Source organism: Rhodobacter sp. P1_C2, from assembly GCF_056406375.1.
This window is the reverse complement of sequence record NZ_JBFUAG010000001.1, coordinates 1-16,258: the sequence shown is the minus strand read 5'-3', so window position 1 is coordinate 16,258 and position 16,258 is coordinate 1. Positions and strand designations below refer to the sequence as shown.

The 16,258-nt window shown below is 66.8% G+C and carries 16 protein-coding genes, 1 tRNA gene and 1 rRNA gene; 9 read left to right on the top strand and 9 right to left on the bottom strand.

Going from position 1 to position 16,258, the window contains the following annotated elements:
* The first annotated feature begins 47 nt into the window (after window positions 1–47).
* The 4 genes from AC1DZT_RS00090 to AC1DZT_RS00075 all read left to right on the top strand — a co-directional run bounded on the left by AC1DZT_RS00090 (window position 48) and on the right by AC1DZT_RS00075 (window position 3,142).
* Window positions 48–1,223 carry an ROK family transcriptional regulator gene (locus AC1DZT_RS00090; protein ID WP_478004548.1) on the top strand — a complete coding sequence of 392 codons (1,176 nt, stop codon included), beginning with the start codon at window positions 48–50 and terminating at the stop codon, window positions 1,221–1,223.
* A 99-nt stretch (window positions 1,224–1,322) separates the two neighbouring features.
* Window positions 1,323–1,715 (top strand): DUF3775 domain-containing protein, encoded by a 393-nt coding sequence (locus AC1DZT_RS00085; protein WP_478004547.1) that lies wholly within the window; start codon window positions 1,323–1,325, stop codon window positions 1,713–1,715.
* Between the two features lie 139 nt (window positions 1,716–1,854).
* On the top strand, window positions 1,855–2,259 hold the full coding sequence (locus AC1DZT_RS00080) for a DNA breaking-rejoining protein (protein ID WP_478004546.1): 405 nt from the start codon (window positions 1,855–1,857) through the stop codon (window positions 2,257–2,259).
* Between the two features lie 148 nt (window positions 2,260–2,407).
* Entirely contained in the window at window positions 2,408–3,142 is a 735-nt protein-coding gene (locus tag AC1DZT_RS00075; RefSeq protein ID WP_478004545.1) for a CPBP family glutamic-type intramembrane protease, read from the top strand.
* 18 nt (window positions 3,143–3,160) lie between these two features.
* On the opposite strand, the gene AC1DZT_RS00070 is transcribed toward AC1DZT_RS00075, so the two are convergent.
* Both AC1DZT_RS00070 and AC1DZT_RS00065 read right to left on the bottom strand, forming a co-directional pair.
* Window positions 3,161–3,820, bottom strand: coding sequence for an MFS transporter permease (locus AC1DZT_RS00070; protein ID WP_478004544.1), 660 nt, complete (start codon window positions 3,818–3,820; stop codon window positions 3,161–3,163).
* 78 nt (window positions 3,821–3,898) lie between these two features.
* A complete protein-coding gene (locus AC1DZT_RS00065) occupies window positions 3,899–4,792 on the bottom strand; it encodes a LysR family transcriptional regulator (protein ID WP_478004543.1) in 894 nt (297 codons plus the stop codon).
* A gap of 93 nt (window positions 4,793–4,885) precedes the next feature.
* Here AC1DZT_RS00065 and AC1DZT_RS00060 point away from each other — a divergent pair, with 93 nt between their 5' ends.
* On the top strand, window positions 4,886–5,962 hold the full coding sequence (locus AC1DZT_RS00060; RefSeq protein ID WP_478004542.1) for an NADH-dependent flavin oxidoreductase: 1,077 nt from the start codon (window positions 4,886–4,888) through the stop codon (window positions 5,960–5,962).
* A gap of 21 nt (window positions 5,963–5,983) precedes the next feature.
* On the opposite strand, the gene AC1DZT_RS00055 is transcribed toward AC1DZT_RS00060, so the two are convergent.
* Window positions 5,984–6,991 (bottom strand): zinc-binding dehydrogenase, encoded by a 1,008-nt coding sequence (locus AC1DZT_RS00055; protein ID WP_478004541.1) that lies wholly within the window; start codon window positions 6,989–6,991, stop codon window positions 5,984–5,986.
* Window positions 6,992–7,040: 49 nt separating this feature from the next.
* Window positions 7,041–7,796, bottom strand: a complete 756-nt coding sequence (locus AC1DZT_RS00050; protein WP_478004540.1) for an SDR family NAD(P)-dependent oxidoreductase — start codon at window positions 7,794–7,796, stop codon at window positions 7,041–7,043.
* 443 nt (window positions 7,797–8,239) lie between these two features.
* Here AC1DZT_RS00050 and AC1DZT_RS00045 point away from each other — a divergent pair, with 443 nt between their 5' ends.
* Complete coding sequence (locus AC1DZT_RS00045) at window positions 8,240–9,172, top strand: LysR family transcriptional regulator (protein WP_478004539.1); 933 nt, start codon at window positions 8,240–8,242, stop codon at window positions 9,170–9,172.
* Window positions 9,173–9,178: 6 nt separating this feature from the next.
* Here the strand turns inward: AC1DZT_RS00045 and AC1DZT_RS00040 are convergent, their stop codons facing one another.
* From AC1DZT_RS00040 to AC1DZT_RS00030, 3 genes are all read right to left on the bottom strand, one after another.
* Complete coding sequence (locus tag AC1DZT_RS00040) at window positions 9,179–9,718, bottom strand: hypothetical protein (RefSeq protein WP_478004538.1); 540 nt, start codon at window positions 9,716–9,718, stop codon at window positions 9,179–9,181.
* A gap of 204 nt (window positions 9,719–9,922) precedes the next feature.
* Entirely contained in the window at window positions 9,923–10,363 is a 441-nt protein-coding gene (locus AC1DZT_RS00035; protein WP_478004537.1) for a RidA family protein, read from the bottom strand.
* On the bottom strand, window positions 10,360–11,565 hold the full coding sequence (locus AC1DZT_RS00030; protein ID WP_478004536.1) for a pyridoxal phosphate-dependent aminotransferase: 1,206 nt from the start codon (window positions 11,563–11,565) through the stop codon (window positions 10,360–10,362). Before AC1DZT_RS00030 ends, AC1DZT_RS00035 begins: the two co-directional genes overlap by 4 nt.
* Window positions 11,566–11,680: 115 nt before the next feature.
* Between AC1DZT_RS00030 and AC1DZT_RS00025 the strand changes: the two genes are divergently transcribed.
* The 3 genes from AC1DZT_RS00025 to AC1DZT_RS00015 all read left to right on the top strand — a co-directional run bounded on the left by AC1DZT_RS00025 (window position 11,681) and on the right by AC1DZT_RS00015 (window position 15,853).
* Window positions 11,681–12,559 carry a LysR family transcriptional regulator gene (locus AC1DZT_RS00025; RefSeq protein ID WP_478004535.1) on the top strand — a complete coding sequence of 293 codons (879 nt, stop codon included), beginning with the start codon at window positions 11,681–11,683 and terminating at the stop codon, window positions 12,557–12,559.
* 122 nt (window positions 12,560–12,681) lie between these two features.
* The gene (locus AC1DZT_RS00020) at window positions 12,682–13,632 is read left to right on the top strand and encodes an NAD(P)-dependent oxidoreductase (protein WP_478004534.1); all 951 of its coding nucleotides are present in this window, start codon (window positions 12,682–12,684) and stop codon (window positions 13,630–13,632) included.
* 262 nt (window positions 13,633–13,894) lie between these two features.
* Window positions 13,895–15,853 (top strand): hybrid sensor histidine kinase/response regulator, encoded by a 1,959-nt coding sequence (locus AC1DZT_RS00015; RefSeq protein WP_478004533.1) that lies wholly within the window; start codon window positions 13,895–13,897, stop codon window positions 15,851–15,853.
* Window positions 15,854–16,009: 156 nt separating this feature from the next.
* Here the strand turns inward: AC1DZT_RS00015 and AC1DZT_RS00010 are convergent.
* Together AC1DZT_RS00010 and rrf are read right to left on the bottom strand one after the other, a co-directional pair.
* Window positions 16,010–16,086 (bottom strand) — tRNA-Met (locus tag AC1DZT_RS00010).
* Between the two features lie 43 nt (window positions 16,087–16,129).
* Window positions 16,130–16,244 (bottom strand): 5S ribosomal RNA (gene rrf, locus AC1DZT_RS00005).
* Window positions 16,245–16,258 lie beyond the last annotated feature (14 nt).

Genomic DNA, 16,258 nt, shown 5'->3' with positions numbered 1-16,258 from the left:
CGAAACCCTCTCCCCTCCGGGCTCAGATCAAGGGCCAAATCCGGGCCATGTCCGGCACCAGCGCCGGGGCTGCGGCGGTCCATAACCGGCGTGTCGTGATCGACGCGCTGCGCAGCAACGGCGCCCTGTCGCGGGCCGATCTGGCGCGGGCGACGCTGCTCACCAAGCAGACCCTGTCCAACATCATCGAAGAGCTGGAGCGTGACGGGCTGGTCACCGCCGGCGAGACGGTCAAGGAGGGGCGCGGCAAGCCGGCCCTGCCCTATCACCTCGCGCCGACCGGGGCCTTCTCGATCGGGGTGCAGATCGACCGCCATGTCGCGCGGGCCGTGGTGATGAACCTCGTGGGCGAGGTGCTGCTGCGCCGCAGCCTGAAGATCGGCCTGTCCGATCCCCAGGCGGGGGTGGAGCAGCTGGCCCTGCTGGTCGCCGGATGCCAGGCCGATCTTGAGGCGCTGCACCCCGGTTCTGCGGCGCGGACGGTGGGCCTTGGCATCGCGATGCCCGGCCCCTTCGGCCCGCAAACCGGCGATCCGGGCGAGGAGGATTACACCATGGCGCGTTGGCAGGGCATCCCGCTGGCCGCGCAACTGGCCGAACGCACCGGCCTTGCGGTGAACGTGCAGAACGACGCCTCTGCCGCCGCCACGGCGGAAAGGATGACCGGCAAGGCGCATGGCCTGCGCAACGGGGTCTGTCTGTACCTCGGCTATGGTCTTGGCGCCGGGCTGATCCTGAACCGCGACCTCTTCAACGGGCGGTTCGGCAATGCGGGCGAGATCGGGATGATCCGCGACCTTGGCGCCGCAGGTCCCGGCGCGGTGATGGAACATGCCGTGGCGCTTGGCAGTTTCTGCGCGCGCTTCGGGCTCGACCATGCCGACGCCGCCCTTTTCGGCCAGATCGAGGCGCTGCTGCGCCAGCCGAGCGCGGATCTGACCCTCTGGCTGGACGAGGCTGCGCGCAGGCTCGGTTGGCTGGCGGGTATCCTGCAGCTGCTGCTGGACCCGGATGCGGTGATCCTTTGCGGCACCGCACCCCCGGCCCTGATCCAGGCCCTTGCGGCACGGGTGAACGCGCAAAGCGGCCCGATGGGCAGCCAGCCGCGCCGCCTGCCGCTGCTGATCGGCCGGGGCGATCCCTGGATCGTGGCCACCGGGGCCGCCGCTGAACCGATCAGCCGCAACTTCGACCCGAACTACGCCGCGATCCTGAAAAGCTAAGTCCCGCCGCCCCGCCAGAAAAGGGATGCCGCCCGATCGGAATCAGTGCAGGATCGGACAGGTTTGCCGACAATGGCGATAGCACGACAGGAGCATTTCATGGCCGCACTGCCTTTTGACGAATCCGAGATCGAGGAGCTGGTCCTGCGTTTCAACGCGGTGATGGCGAAGGAGGGGGTGGATATTTCTGACCTCGGCGGCAATGCCACCGATGACGAAGTGGCCGAGACCCTGCAGGAATCCTCCGGCGATCTGAGCCGCGACGAGATCACGCAAGAGATCGAAAGCATGGACGACGAACAGAAGGACGCGCTGGTCGCCCTGTTCTGGATCGGCCGCGGCGATGCCGAGCCGGAAGAGTGGGAAGAGACCAAGGCCCTCGCCCGGCAACAGCACGAAGGACTGGTCAGCCGTTATCTCCTCGGCCAGCCGGAAGTGGGCGAGTTTTTGACCGAAGGGCTGGAGAAGATGCTGGAATACGGCGTCGACTGACCGACCCCAGCGGCCGGGGGTGGCGCATTGGGCGCCACTCCTGCAAGGGTTGCAAAAAGCCAGTTCTTGCATTGCAGGGATGTATCGGCTCTGATCGGGGCGGACATTCCGCCGTTTCAACCGGGAAAGGATCATTGTGATGACCATGCTTCGTTTCAGCCGTATTGCCGCCCTTGCCGTGATGATGGCCGCGACCGCCGCCCAAGCGGATGACATCCGCCACGAGACGGTGCATTTCGACCGTGGCACCTCTGGCACGACGATCCATTCCAAGGTGAAGGGCTACGGCTCGGTCCAGTACAGCCTTGGCGTCACCGCCGGCCAGAAGATGAGCGTGCAACTGGATTCCCGCAATGCCAGCCTTTATTTCAACATCACCGCGCCGGGCGCTTCGGAGGCGATGTACAACAGTTCGATGGCCACCAATGGCACCACGGTGACCATCCCCTCCAGCGGCAATTACGTCATCGACGTCTATCTGATGCGCAATGCCGCCCGACGGGGCGAGACGGCAGCCTATTCCCTGACGCTTTACGTCGAATAGGCCAGCATCGGGTTGTCCCCTGCGGCAAGAAGATGCGAGTTTGCCGCACGGGGTTCGCCCACGGGGTGACGGGACCGGGTCCCTGTGGTTGATGGGTCGGGCCGGGGTGCGATGCGCCGGAAGAATTTCGCAACAAGGCAGGATGCGCATGGCGGACAGACCGGACTTTCCCTTTTACGCCGATCAGCCGGTCGGCGTGGATGGGCGCGGCTGGCTGATCCTGATGGCCTCGGTCGCGCTGGCCTATGCGGCGCTGGTCGGCCTGCCGCTGCAGGGGTTTCCGCAAAGCCTGATCCCGGCGCTGCTGTTCCTCGCCATTCCGCTGATCGCGCTGCGCGGTGTGGCCGGGCGGCATTGGACGGCCCTGTTCCGCAGGGTCGGGGTCTGGCAGGTCGTGCAGATGGTGCTGTTCGCCGCGCTGACGCTGGGCGGGTCGGTCGCCATCGGCGTGATCCTGAGCAAGGTCTTCACCTTCAGCCAGAACCCGCAGCTGGAGGCGATCGGCCGGATGAGCCCGGGCGCCCTGGCGGGCCTGCTGGTAACGACCGTGCCGCAGCTGATCGGCGAGGAACTTTTGGGCATCCTGCCCTTCCTTGCCATGCTCTGGCTTTGCGTGACGCGCCTGGGATTGCCGCGCTGGATCGGGATTGCCGTGGCCCTGCTGACCTCGGCCCTGCTTTTCGGCGCGGCGCATCTGCCGACCTATGACTGGAACTGGGGGCAGGCGCTGTTGGGGATCGGCACGGCGCGGGTGCTTCTGACCCTGTCCTATATCGCCACCCGAAATCTCTGGGTCTCGGCCGGGGCGCATATCCTGAACGACTGGACCGGGTTTCTCTTCGCCTATGCCCTGGGCCAGGCGCAGTTCGGCCCCGATCCGTGAACCGGGCGGGACGCGGGCCTAAGAGGCTTGCGCGCCGAGGTAAGACAGGAAGATGGTGGCGAGAAAGCAGATAAAGCCCAGCAGGATCGCCACCAAAGTCTGAACGAGCGCGGAGGTGCGGCCGATGTTGCGGTGCACCATGAAGCCGCGCGACAAGGCCACCGCGTACCAGATCAGCCCCACAACGAACACCGCCAGCCCCACCAAGCCGCGGCCCGAACCGGACAGCATCAGCGCCAGATCCAGCGCCAGCACGAAGGGCACCGTGACATAGCATTGCGCATAGAACATCGGCCGCAGCGTCTTGCGGTTCAGGGGTTGACCCGCCAGCCGGACATGCTGAATCCCCAAAAGCAGGGGGAACAGGCTGAAGGCCACCGCGCGCAGGATCAGCAGGTTGCGCTGGTCGGCCAGCAGGCCCGTGAAGGCCACGCCGCTGTGGAAGAGGCTTGTCTGCATCACATGGGCGATCATCAGGGTCAGGAACAGGAAGATCGGCGGGCTCAGCGCCTCGGAGAACTGCTCCTCGGGCGGCAGTGCCAGCTCCCGTTCGGCATAGGCGATCATCGCCGTTGGCCGGGTGATGCAGCGCCACAGGGTCAGTGGGAAGAACACGAGCCAGGAGACCACCTCGTAAAGCAGCAGTTCCGCCGAGCGGAGGAGGTTCATGAAATCCATGGCGATCCTGTGATCCGGGTCATGGCAGTCTAGCGCGCCCGGGCCGTTGCGGCCAGCCCGGCGATGGCAGAGCGCATCTCAGCCGCGAAAGCGCAGCGCGCCGATCAGCGCGGAAAGGGCCGCGGGCGTCTGGCGGCGACTCGGGTGGTAGAGGTGATAGCCGGGAAAGACCGGACAGAAGGGCTGCAACACGCGGACCAGCCTGCCGCGTGCCAGATCCTCGGCCGCCATGTCCGCATAGACGAAGGCCAGCCCCAGACCCGCCAGCGCCGCGCTGTACATCAGGTCGGTGTTGTTGAAGACAAGCCCGCCCTCGACCCGCACCTTGACCGGACGTTGGCCCATGACGAATTCCCAAGCGTAGAGCCCGCCGGATTTGATGTGCCGATAGTTCAGGCACAGATGCGCGGCCAAGTCCTGCGGGGTCTGCGGGGCGGATCGGGTGGCGAAATAGCTTGGTGCCCCCACCACCGCCATCTGGATATCGGGGCCGAGCCTGACCGCGATCATGTCCTTTTCCACGATATCGCCAAAGCGGATGCCGGCGTCGAAGCGTTCGGCGACGATATCGGTCAGATTGTCGTCGCTGATCAGGTCCAGCCTGATGCCGGGATAATCCGCCAGAAATCCCGGCAGGCGCGGCAGCATGACGGTGTCGATCGCATGTTTGGTCGCCACGATCCGCAGGGGCCCGGTCGGCTTGCCCTGCAGATCGCCCAGGGCGGAAAGCCCTTCGGCGATCTCGTCCAGCGCGGGGGAAAGCCTGTGCAGCAGCCGCTCTCCCGCCTCGGTCGTGGCCACCGACCGCGTGGTGCGCGCCAGAAGCCTGACGCCCAGCCGCGCCTCCAGCGCCTTCATCGCATGGCTCAGCGCGGATTGCGACAGGCCGAGTTCCTGCGCCGCGCGGGTAAAGCTGCCCGCCCGGGCCACCGTGGCAAAGGCCGCAAGATCGGTCAGCTCATCGCGTTTCATTGATGCAAATCTCTCATGAAGCCATGCCGATTATATCGGCTAATCGCGGGAAACCCAGCCCCCTATCTTGCCCGCATCAGACAGGAGACCCCGATGACCACCTTTGCCTTTCCCAACGGAATGACCCCGCGCAACCGCTATGCCCTGGCGCCGATGACCACATGGTCCGGCAATCCCGACGGCACGGTCTCAGAGGAGGAGCTGACTTGGATGCGCGCGCGGGTCGGCGGCGTGGGCCTTGCCCTCACCGCCTGCAGCCACGTCACCCCCGAGGGCCAGGGCTTCACCGATGAATTTGCCTGCCACGACGACCGCTTCCTGCCCTCGCTGCGCGCGCTGGCCTCTGCGGCCAAAAGCGGCGGGGCGCTGGCGGTGCTGCAGATCTTTCACGCCGGAAACAAGGCCTTGCCCGGTCTGGACGCCGTCAGCGCCAGCGCCGTGACCACCACCGCCACGCCCTTTGCCCCTGCCCTGACCCCGCGTGAGATGACCGAGGAGGAGATCACGGCCACCGTCGCCGCCTTTGGCCAGGCCACGCGCCGCGCCATCGCTGCCGGCTTTGACGGGGTCGAACTGCATGGCGCGCATGGCTTCCTTTTGCAGAATTTCCTCTCGCCCCTGTACAACCAGCGCCGCGATGGCTGGGGTGGCAGCGCCGAGGCACGGATGCGCTTTCCCCGCGCCGTCGTGGCCGAGGTGCGCCGCGTCATCGCAGAGGCCGGGCGCCCCTTCCTTCTGGGCTATCGCATCTCTCCGTCCGAAAGCGAGGCGGGCGGGCTGCAGCTTGCCGATGCCGTGGCGCTGGGGGAAAGGCTGCAGGGCCAGATCGACTATCTGCATGTCTCGCTTCAAAGCATCCTGGCCCCCGAAGGCCGCGCCGCGCTGACCGCTTTCGCGCAAGCGGTGGGTGACCTGCCCCTGATCGCCGCGGGCGGGGTGCGCACCCCCGCCGAGGCAGAGGCCGCGCTGGCGCTTGGTCTTTCGATGGTGGCCCTGGGAAAGGCGCTGGTGATGAACCCCGATTGGGTCAAGCTGGCGCAAGAGGCGCCGCGGAGGATCGCCACCCGCCTCGACCCCGCCAAGGTGCCGGGCCTGCGCCTGCCGGCCCGGCTTTGGGCCGGAATCCAGGCGCTGCCCGGCTGGTTTCAGATCGGGGCCGAGAACGGGTGACGCCGCGGCCCCGCGCTGCGGCTACCGCGAGTCGAGCAGCACGACACCGGTCTTGCCGAGGCTTTCGACCCGGGCTGCGGCGGCGCCGGCCTCGTTCAGGTCATAGCTGGCCTCGACCGGGAAGAGGTCCGGCCTGCGCGCGGCGAGGTCGAGCGCGAGTTCCAGGTCTTGCTGGCGAATCTCGGCCGGCAGGCTGGCCCAGCGGCCCACGGTGACGCCGCTGATCTTCAGATCGCGGGTCGAGAAGTAAAGCGCCGGAACCGCGATGGGCTGGCCGGACAGATCGCCGTAGGACACCAGAGTGCCACCCGGCGCCAGAAGCCCCGCCATGGCCGAGGCGGTCTCGCCCGCCACCGGGTCCAGCACAACGCGGATCGGCTGGCCCGCAACCGCGGTCTGCACCTGGCCCCGCCAGTCCTGCGCCTCGGTCGAAACCACCGGCAGGTCGGGAAAGACCAGGTGCAGCGCATCGGCCCCAGCCGCGCGGCGAACGATGCCGATCACGTCATAGCCGCGCTCCAGCAGCAGGCTGATCACCAGCCGCGCCACTGCCGAGCCTGCCGCGGTCAGGGCCACGACATCCCGCCCCGGCTGCGCGCCCGAAGCCTCGACCGCGCGCAGCAGCAGGGCCGCGGTCAGAGGGTTGACGTGCAGCTGTGCGGCGGCCTCATCGCTGACGCCGGGCGGGATTTCGGTGACGAACTGCGCCGGGACCAGGGCTTTCTCGCTCCAGGCGCCCGCGCCGGGAAAGAAGGCGACGCGGCTGCCCTTCTGCAGGGCCACGCCGGGGCCAGCGGCCTCGACCACGCCGTAACCCTCGAACCCGACCCGCACGCCGCCGGCCGGAGGGGTCGCGGCACCGCCGGTCTGATAGCGCCCGGCGATGCCCAGAAGATCGCCGTGATGCACCGGGCGCAGCAGGACCCGGACCAGAACCTCGCCCTGTCCGGGCGCGGCGGGCTCCGGGGCCTCGATCGTCTTCAGCACCGTTTCGGGCTTGCCATATTTGGTATAGACAACTGCGCGCATGGCGCATCCTCCTTTGGGGGTTGGGGGAGCGGCGTTGCGCCGCTCCGGTTCAGACCTGGGCCTGGCCGCCGTCCACGAAGAGTTCGGCGCCGTTGACGAAGCTCGAATCGTCCGAGGCGAGGAACAGGACCGCCTTGCCGATCTCTTCGGCCTCACCGACCCGACCCAGCGGGATGCGCGAGGCGAGGTAGTCCAGAAGGCCCTGCTGGCTTTGCGGATCGTCACCCGCCAGTTCGACGAGGCCGGGGGTGCGGGTGGCGCCGGGGCTGACGACGTTGACGCGGATGCCGGTGTCCTTCAGGTCCAGCGCCCAGGAACGGGCGAGGTTGCGCACCGCGGCTTTCGACGCGCTGTAGATGCTGAAGGCCGCCGTGCCCTCGGTCCCCGCCGTCGACCCGGTCAGGATCACCGAGGAGCCTTTGCGCAGCACCGACAGCGCCTTTTGCACGGTGAAGACCACGCCCTTCACGTTGCGGTCGAAGGTCTCGTCGAAATGTTCTTCGGTGATCTGCCCCAGGGGCAGCATCGAGCCGCCGCCGGCATTCACGAAAAGCACGTCGAGACGGCCCTTCTCGGCCTGGATCTGGGCGAACAGGCGGTCGAGATCCTCCATCCTGGAAGAATCGGCCTGGATGCCGGTGGCCTGGGTGCCGATCTCGGCCACGGCGCGGTCCAGCGCGGCCTTGCCGCGGCCGGTGATGTAGACATGTGCGCCTTCGGAGGCGAGCACCTTGGCGGTGGCGAGGCCGATGCCGCTGGTGGCGCCGGTGACGAGGGCGGTCTTGCCGGAAAGTCTGCTGGTCATGATGGTCTCCATTCGGATGAGGTTTGTCTCGGTTCAGGCGGTGCGCAGGTCTGCCCTGGAAGGCCGCGCCGGACCTGCGACGCCGGTCCCCAAGCGCAAGGCTTTGCGATGAGCGGGGCTGGTCCCGGAAAACCGGGTTGGGGCGGGGCGGGTCATGGTGGTCTCCTGGAAGGGCGCGGGGGTGGAAGTTCGTGGCCCCCTTGCCGTCTGATGAGAGGAAGTTAGGCCCTGCCTGCCCGTCCCGGAAGTCACGCAGATTGGACTTACTATTCCGTGGGATGGATAATCCCGGCCCGGTGCCCGGGTCCACTGCGCAGGGCGGGCCCGGGGGGCCTACGCGCTATGCCCTTGCGGATAAAGGATGAAATCGCCCCGCCCCCGCCACGCTTGACGGCAGGGGTCCCGCCCCGTCATATCTGGGCGCTGGCATTGCGGAGGATATCATGGATCAGCTTCTTGCCCTGCGTGCCTTCACGCGCATCGCCGAGGCGGGCTCTTTCGCCAAGGCCGCCGACCAGATGAACCTGCCGCGCTCTTCGGTCAGCAAGATGATGCAGGACCTCGAGGCCCATGTCGGCGCCAAGCTGATGGAGCGTACGACCCGCGCCGTCACCATCACCGCCGAGGGTGCCGCCTATTACGAACGCGCGCTGAAGCTTCTGTCGGACCTGGATGAGATGGATGCCGCCATCGTCGGGCACCGCGGGGTCCTGCGCGGGCGGCTCAGGGTCGATGTCGGCTCGGTCTTTGCCAACCTTCTGCTGATCCCCGCCCTGCCGGCGTTCCAGGCCCGCTACCCCGGGATCGAACTGCTGCTGGGAGTCAGCGATCGCCATGTCGATCTGGTGGAGGATGGGGTGGATTGCGTGATCCGCGGCGGCGCGCTGGCCGATACGACGCTGATCGCGCGGCGGCTTTGCGCGCTGGATTATGTGCTGTGCGCCGCCCCCTCCTATCTGAAGGGGCGGACGCGCCCGGATCATCCGTCACAGATCGAGAGCAATCACCAGGTGATCAGCTATTTCTCCGCCTCCAGTGGCAAGCGGGTTCCGCTGCGCTTTGCCCGTGCGGGCGAGACGCTGGAGATCACCGTGACCCAGGGCGTGGCGGTCAACGAAAGCACCGCCCACCTGAGCAGCCTCTGCGCTGGCCTCGGGATCGGGCAAAGCTTCGGCTTCCTCTGCCGCCCGAAGTTCGAAAGCGGCGAGCTGGTGGAGCTTTTGCCCGACTGGAAGCCGAAGCCGCACGTCGTCCACCTGGTCTATCCCGCCAGCCGCTTTCCCAATCCTCGGCTGAAGGCCTTCTCGGACTGGGTGGCCCAGCTTTTCGCGCCGCATGACATGCGCAACTTTCAGGCCACCCCGCAGGAAGACTAGACGCCGTCAGGCCTTGGCAATCGCCCGGCGCCCGATGCTGGCGGCGAAAAGCGGCGTCTCGCGGCGGTTGTGATCGCCACCGGCCTCCTGGCGGGCGGCGGCGGCCTGTTCGAAGCTTTGGCCATGTGCGGCGAGGAAATCGAGGAAGACATCGGTCGGGTGCGAGGTCACCCGGTTGGTGTAGCGCGTCCGCCCGCCCTCGATCGCCTCGGCGCTCAGCTCCCAGATCACGTTGACCTGGGTGCGCCCGACGGCGGTGAACACATCCGAGACCGAGTTCATCCGGCAATAGGCAGGCGTGGCCTCCTCGGCGACATAATGCTGGATGACCAGACCGGTGCCGATCATTTCCACGTTGATGACCATGCGGCGCCCGTCATCGGTGGTGGTGACGCCAGAGCCGATGTGATCGGGCGGGCAGCAGCGCAGATATTCCGCCTCGGGCAGGGTGAAGAGCCAGTCGGCGATGTCGATCTTGTCCAGAGGCAGGTCGATTTCGGCGGTATAGGCGGATTGGGAGAGGATCATGTCGGTCAGGATTTTCATGGCGTTTCCTTTCGTATGTCACGGGGCGAAGGCCGAAGCGCCTTCCACGGACAAACCGCTTCCGTTTGCGGGCCGGGGGGCGCGCAGGCTGTGACGGTCGCGAATTTGATGAAGCCGCAGGGCATCCGTGTTTGCCCGCCCTGAATGCCACGCCGGGCGAGGGTGCAGTATTATACAATGGTTTTGGGGCCTTGGGCCGCGGCGTCAGAGCGTGCGGACCGCCGCCACCAGCTGAATTTCCACCGGCGCATTGCCGGGCAGGGTCGCGACCCCGACCGCCGCCCTTGCCCCGATGCCGGAGGGCCCAAGTTCCGCCACCAGAAAGGCCGAGGCGAGATCGGCCAGCGCGGAATGCCGGGTGAACCCCGCCTCGGCCGCGATGAAGACCGTCAGCGACAGGACCGCGCCCAGCACCTCCCCCGGCTGCAGCAGGCTGCGCGCGGCGGTCAGGGCATTGCCGCAGGCCAGCTCCACCGCGGGCTGATGGCGGGCCAGATCATCCTCGGCCCTGACCGGTCCGGTGAAGAGCAGAACCCCCGCCCGGCGCGGCGTCATGCCCGCGGTGAATATCATCGCGCCATGCCGGGTCGCGGGCACATAATGACCCTGCGGCACCGGCATGCCCTGCCCCGTGACCGCAGTCATGCGCGGTACCTTTCGACCAGCGCGGCCAGCCGCTCCACCGCCTGCACCGCGGCCCGGTGATCCTGCGAGAAGTTGAGGCGCAGGCTGGATGCGGCATGGGGGCTGAACTCGGTCCCCGGTGTGACGATCACCCCGGCCTGCAACCGCAGAAGGCGGACGAAATCGGCAGGGGAGACCGCCAGCTCCGGCAGGGCGGGGAAGAGGTAACTCCCCGCCTCGGGCGCGCGGGCGGTCACGCCCGGCACTGCGCGGAGGATCTGCAGCAGATCATCGCGGATCGCCTGATGCTGCGCGATCCGCTCGGTCAGCCAGCCCGCCGGCTCATCGAACCACTGGCGCAGCACCGCCTGACTGTAGCCCCCGGCGCGGAGGGAGACGATGGCCTGCAACTTCTCCATCCGTGCGATCACCTCTGTCGGACCGAAGGCCACGCCCAGCCGATAGCCGCTGAGCGATTCCGTCTTGGAGGGCCCCATGATGGTGATGACATTCGGCGCCGAGGCCCGCAGATGGGTATAAAGGCTGTCGCTGAACACTTGTCGCGCATAAAGCTGGTCGACGATGACCATGGCACCATAGCGGGCCGACAGGGCGGCGATTGCGGCAATCTCTTCGGCGGAATAGATCACGCCAGCCGGATTGTTCGGGTTGGAAAACAGGAACAGCTTTGCGCCTGCCTGAAACGCCGCCTCCAACTGGCCAAGGTCCAGCCCGGCGCGGCCCGCGCTTCCGGCATAGTCCATCTGAACCGGCAGGATCTCGCCCTCGAAGAACTCCACCAGTTTGCGGTTGGCGAAATAGTCGGGCTGCACGATGGCCACCTTGTCGCCGCGTGAAACCGTGCTGGCCACCGCCAGAAACAGCGCGCCTTGCGTGCCGGGGGTGATGATCAGACCATCCCGCGCATCGACCGGCGCGCCGGTGAAGGCGGCAAGGCGCGCAGCCACCATCTCGCGGATGCCCATGTCGCCGCGGTATTCGGTATAGGCCTGTCTGGCGCCCAGACGGACCCCGGCGCTGAAGATTTCAAAGGACCCGGGCGGCGGCGGGAAGGCGTCCACGTCGCCATGCGAGAAATCGACCGCCCGCCCCTCCAGCACCCCGCCGCGCATCAGGGTCTCGATCCCGACGGTCTGCTGGCGGCCCTCCTGTCCGGGGGCATTGTCGGTGGCCAGACGGCTGAATTTGCTTTGGATCGACATGGCGGCTCCTGCCTTCGGGAGCCTTTGGCAGGCCCGGGACGGGCGGATTGTAGGGCAAGACATAAAGTGACAAAATATCAGGGATTGCATCTTCAGAAGACAGGAAAACTATCTCGTGAACACGCGTTTCCTGGAAAGCTATGTCGCCGTGGCCGAGGCCGGTTCGATTGCCGAGGCGGCGCGGCGGCTGAACCTCACGCCCGCCGCCGTGGCGCAGCAGCTGCAGGCGCTGGAGGCGGAATTGGGCCATCCGCTGGTCGCCCGGGTCGGGCGGCGGGTGCAGCCGACGGAGTCGGGTCTTGCGGTGCTGGCCCATGCCAAGGCCCTGATCGAGGGGGTGCGCGATCTGCGGGCGATTGCCGCCACGGACCTACCCGCCGGGCAATTGCGGATCGGGGCGACCGCCACCGCCCTGACCGGGCTGATCCCTGAGATCATCGCCACCCTGCGGGCGCGCAACCCGCAGATCGACTATTTCCTGCGGCCCGGCGCGTCGGTGGACCTTTATCATGCGGCTTTGGCGGGAGAGCTCGATGCCGCGCTGATCGTCAGGCCGCAGTTTCCGATGCCCAAGACCACCGGCTGGCTGACCCTGCGGCATGAACCCCTGGTCCTGCTGGCGCCGCTTGGCCTGGACGTGGAACAGGTGCATCAGGTGATCCGCAGCCAGCCCTTCATCCGCTATGACCGCAACCAATGGGGCGGGCAGATCGTCGACCGCTATCTGCGCCAGCACGGGCTGAAGGTTCAGGAATGGCTGGAGCTTGACGCGCTGGATTCCATCGCGGCGCTGGTCAGCCGGGGGCTTGGCGTGGCGCTGGTCCCCGACTGGGCCCCGCCCTGGCCCGAGGGGATCAGGCTGCAACGCATCGCCCTGCCCGACAGCGAGGCGCGACAGATGGGCGTCTTGTGGAACCGCTCCGGCCCGCGCAGCGCCGCGATCCGGGCCTTTGTCGCGACATGCGAGGGGTTGCGGCAGCATCCGGCGGGGTGATCTGCCAAGGCGGGCGAAGCCGCCATGACAAACCCCCTGACCAAAGCTACAACCTCGCATCGAAGCCCGGGAGGCCGATCCTCCCGGCTTCAGCGCCTTCAGACCCTGGAAAGCCTCTCTGCATGAAATGCCTCATCGTCCAACCGATCCATGACGCCGGCCTTCAGACCCTGCGCGCCGCCGGGATCACCCCGGTTTTCTGCCCTTCGCCCGACATGGCGGTCGTGGCCGCGCATATCGCGGGATGCGCGGCGGTGATCACTCGGGATGCCGGCCTGAAGGCCGAGGCCTTTGCCGCCGCCGACCGGCTGCGCGTCGTCGTCGTCCACGGCACCGGCCATGACGCGGTGGACAAGGTGGCGGCGGCTGCCAAAGGCGTGCTCGTCGCCAACACGCCCGGCGCCAATGCCCGGTCGGTGGCCGAACTGGCCCTGGGGCTGGCGATTGCGGTGGCGCGCGGGATCGCCCCCGCCGACCGTGCGGAACGGCAGGGCCAGAAGGGCTTTCGTGAATCCGCCCGCTTCACCGAACTGTCGGGCAAGACCGCGCTGATCGTCGGCTGGGGGGCGATCGGCCGCGATCTGGGCCAGATGCTGCATCTGGCGCTGGGGATGCGGGTGCTGGTCTTCTCGCCGCGCGCGCCGGAGACGCAGGGTTTCACCCGCGTTTCCACATTGGTAGAGGGGCTGGCCGAGGCGGACCTGATCTCGCTTCACACGCCGATGCGGCCGGAATCGCACCACCTGATCGGGGAAGCGGCCTTTGCCGCGATGAAACCCGGGGCGATCCTTCTGAACTTCGGCCGCGCCGGTCTGGTCGATGAGGCGGCGCTTCTGGCCGCCCTGTCGCAGGGCCGTCTCGGCGGGGCCGGACTGGATGTCTACGGGCAGGATGCCCCGCTTGGCCCGCTCGCAGCCTTTCCCAATGTCGTCTTCACCCCGCATCTGGGCGCCACGACCGAAGAGGCGCTGCGCCGTGTGGCCGAGGGGGCGGCGGGCCATGTCGTGACCGCCCTCTCCGGCCGCCTGCCGGAAACCGCGCTCAACCCCGAAGTCTGGAACCCCAGGGCCTGACCGCCCTGCCCGCTAGTTGGCGGATGCGATCATGACGGCCATCACCCGCGCTTTCCTCACGTCAAACGGCGCGGGGCGGCAGGCCGGGGCCGCCTCTGCCGGAAAGAAGGGCCGGTCAACCGGAAGCAGTTTGTTTGGCGCCGTCATGGTGTTAGTCTGCAATCCTGCGGCGGAGTTACGGGACATAGCTTCAGACGACGGCCTTGCCCTTCTGAGCCAATTGGTCAGTGATTTCTGTGCCGTGGGCTCAAAGGGTGCCAAAATGCGTAAATCAGCGGAACTGCCGAACCTCGTGCTGTCGGCCATCGGCGCGGGCACCTGGGACTGGGATCTCGACACCAATATCGTCAGCCACAACGAGGTGTTCAGCCGGATCGCCGGCATCCATGACGGGCTTCTCGACCATCCTTTTCCACTGGCCAGTTTCTTCATCCATCCCGACGACATCGGCGGCGTGCTGCAAAAGATCTCCGCCGCGGCCGAGACCGGGTCGACCTATACGGCCACCTACCGGCTTTGCCGGTCCGACGGGTCGATCATCTGGGTCGAGGGTCTGGGCCGGGTCATCGAGACCGACCCCACGGGTCGCCCCCGGCGCATGGTGGGCGCGCTGCGCGACATCACCGATGTCGTCACCACGCGGCAGAAGCTGGCCGAAACCGAAGCGCATTTCGCCGATCTGGTCGAAAGCGTGCCGGGCGCCATCGTCCGCTGCAGCAAACTGGGCGATGGCCAGACCATCTTCACCTATATCGGGCCGAAATGTCATGACATCTGGGGCCTGACCGCCGCAGAGATCCTGGAGGCGCCGGAGCGGATCTGGAACACGGCGGCAGAGGCCGATGTGGAAACCCTGAAACAGGCCTTCTCGCTGTCCGGCACCAGCGCCGATGCGCTCGACATCAAGGCGCATATCACCACCGTTTCCGGCCGGCGCAAACGCATCCATGTTCTGGCCGCTCCGCAGCACCGCTCGGCCCTGGCGACGACGCGGACGGTCCTGGTGCTGGACATCACCGACCAGACCAAGATCGAGGAAGAGCTGCGCAAGAGCCATGAAATCATCCTGCACACCCAGAAGCTGGAGGCGATCGGCAGTCTGACCGGCGGCATGGCGCATGATTTCAACAACCTGCTGGCGGTGATCCTCGGCAACCTTGAACTTCTGCAGGAAGACCCCGATCCCGCCCAGAAGGACGGCTATGTCGGCGAAGCCATCGCAGCCACCCTGCGCGGCCGCGATCTGACCCGCAGCCTCTTGAGCTTTGCCCGCAAGGCCCCGCTGGCGCCGGTGACGCTCAACCTCAACGATGTGGCGCGCAACATGGATTCGATGATCCGCCGCACCCTGCCAGAGAATATCGAGATCGAGACGGCGCTGACCGGCGGCCTCTGGAAGGTCTGCGCCGACCGCAGCTCCACCGAAAGCACGATCCTGAACCTCGTGATCAACGCCCGCGACGCGATGCCCCATGGCGGCAAGATCACGATCGAGACGGCGAACATCCGTCTGACTGAGGAATATATCGAGTTTCGCGACGAGGCGATCGACCCCGGCCGCTATGTCATGGTCGCCATCTCGGACACCGGCGAGGGGATTCCGCCGGAAAACCTGGAACGGGTGTTCGAGCCCTTCTTCACCACCAAACCGGTCGGCAAGGGCACGGGTCTCGGCCTGTCTTCGGTGATCGGCTTTGCCCGGCAGTCCGGCGGCACGGTGCGCATCTATAGCGAGGTCGGCGTCGGCACCTCGGTCAAGGTCTATTTCCGCGCCGTCTTCAACGTGGATGAGGCCCTGCCCGAGCTGAAGGAAGCCCCGGCCCTCGCCCCTCTGCGCGGCAAGATCCTGCTGGTGGAGGATGAAGCCGCCGTCCGCCGCGTGATGAAGGCCCGGCTGCAGATCGAGGGATATTCCGTCTTCGAGGCCGAAAACGCCGCCATGGCCATCCGTGCCTTCGAAGAGGAAGCGCCCTTCGATCTGATCCTGACCGATATCGTGATGCCAGGCGGGCTTCAGGGCACCGGCCTCGTCAAGGCCCTGCGCGCGGTCGACCCCGATCTGAAGGCGATCTTCATGTCCGGCTACCCCAACGAGGCGGCCATCCACGGCAACGGCCTGCGGGTCGAGGATGTGCAGCTGATGAAGCCGGTCGCCAAGGACGACCTCCTGCGCGCCCTCAAACGCGTCCTCGGCGAGGGCCGCGGTTCAAGGGCGGAATAACTTGCGCCATGGAGCGGAGATATCAGCGTCACGGCCCAGGTTCAGACAGCAAAAAGCCCCGCGGTGAGGCGGGGCGTGAGGTGTTGACCTGGAACGTGCAATGCAAAAAGCGCCCCATCGGGCGCTGTGCAAATCTTTGATGTTACTGCAAGTTTTTGGTTGCGGGGGCAGGATTTGAACCTGCGGCCTTCAGGTTATGAGCCTGACGAGCTACCGGGCTGCTCCACCCCGCGCTGGTTGGGCTTGGATCGTTATAGAGATATCGCTTCTTTCTAGGTTTGGCGGTGACCTACTCTCCCACGTCTTAAGACGGAGTACCATTGGCGCGACGGCACTTAACGGCCGAGTTCGGGATGGGATCGGGTGTTTTGCTCGTGCTATGACCACCAAACCGAGGAAGAAGCG

Excerpts from the sequence above, each read along its gene's own strand:
- AC1DZT_RS00090 (WP_478004548.1), top strand. The coding sequence starts at position 48 with ATGTCCGGCACCAGCGCCGGGGCTGCGGCGGTCCATAACCGGCGTGTC.
- AC1DZT_RS00085 (WP_478004547.1), top strand. The coding sequence starts at position 1,323 with ATGGCCGCACTGCCTTTTGACGAATCCGAGATCGAGGAGCTGGTCCTG.
- AC1DZT_RS00080 (WP_478004546.1), top strand. The coding sequence starts at position 1,855 with ATGACCATGCTTCGTTTCAGCCGTATTGCCGCCCTTGCCGTGATGATG.
- AC1DZT_RS00075 (WP_478004545.1), top strand. The coding sequence starts at position 2,408 with ATGGCGGACAGACCGGACTTTCCCTTTTACGCCGATCAGCCGGTCGGC.
- AC1DZT_RS00070 (WP_478004544.1), bottom strand. The coding sequence starts at position 3,820 with ATGGATTTCATGAACCTCCTCCGCTCGGCGGAACTGCTGCTTTACGAG.
- AC1DZT_RS00065 (WP_478004543.1), bottom strand. The coding sequence starts at position 4,792 with ATGAAACGCGATGAGCTGACCGATCTTGCGGCCTTTGCCACGGTGGCC.
- AC1DZT_RS00060 (WP_478004542.1), top strand. The coding sequence starts at position 4,886 with ATGACCACCTTTGCCTTTCCCAACGGAATGACCCCGCGCAACCGCTAT.
- AC1DZT_RS00055 (WP_478004541.1), bottom strand. The coding sequence starts at position 6,991 with ATGCGCGCAGTTGTCTATACCAAATATGGCAAGCCCGAAACGGTGCTG.
- AC1DZT_RS00050 (WP_478004540.1), bottom strand. The coding sequence starts at position 7,796 with ATGACCAGCAGACTTTCCGGCAAGACCGCCCTCGTCACCGGCGCCACC.
- AC1DZT_RS00045 (WP_478004539.1), top strand. The coding sequence starts at position 8,240 with ATGGATCAGCTTCTTGCCCTGCGTGCCTTCACGCGCATCGCCGAGGCG.
- AC1DZT_RS00040 (WP_478004538.1), bottom strand. The coding sequence starts at position 9,718 with ATGAAAATCCTGACCGACATGATCCTCTCCCAATCCGCCTATACCGCC.
- AC1DZT_RS00035 (WP_478004537.1), bottom strand. The coding sequence starts at position 10,363 with ATGACTGCGGTCACGGGGCAGGGCATGCCGGTGCCGCAGGGTCATTAT.
- AC1DZT_RS00030 (WP_478004536.1), bottom strand. The coding sequence starts at position 11,565 with ATGTCGATCCAAAGCAAATTCAGCCGTCTGGCCACCGACAATGCCCCC.
- AC1DZT_RS00020 (WP_478004534.1), top strand. The coding sequence starts at position 12,682 with ATGAAATGCCTCATCGTCCAACCGATCCATGACGCCGGCCTTCAGACC.
- AC1DZT_RS00015 (WP_478004533.1), top strand. The coding sequence starts at position 13,895 with ATGCGTAAATCAGCGGAACTGCCGAACCTCGTGCTGTCGGCCATCGGC.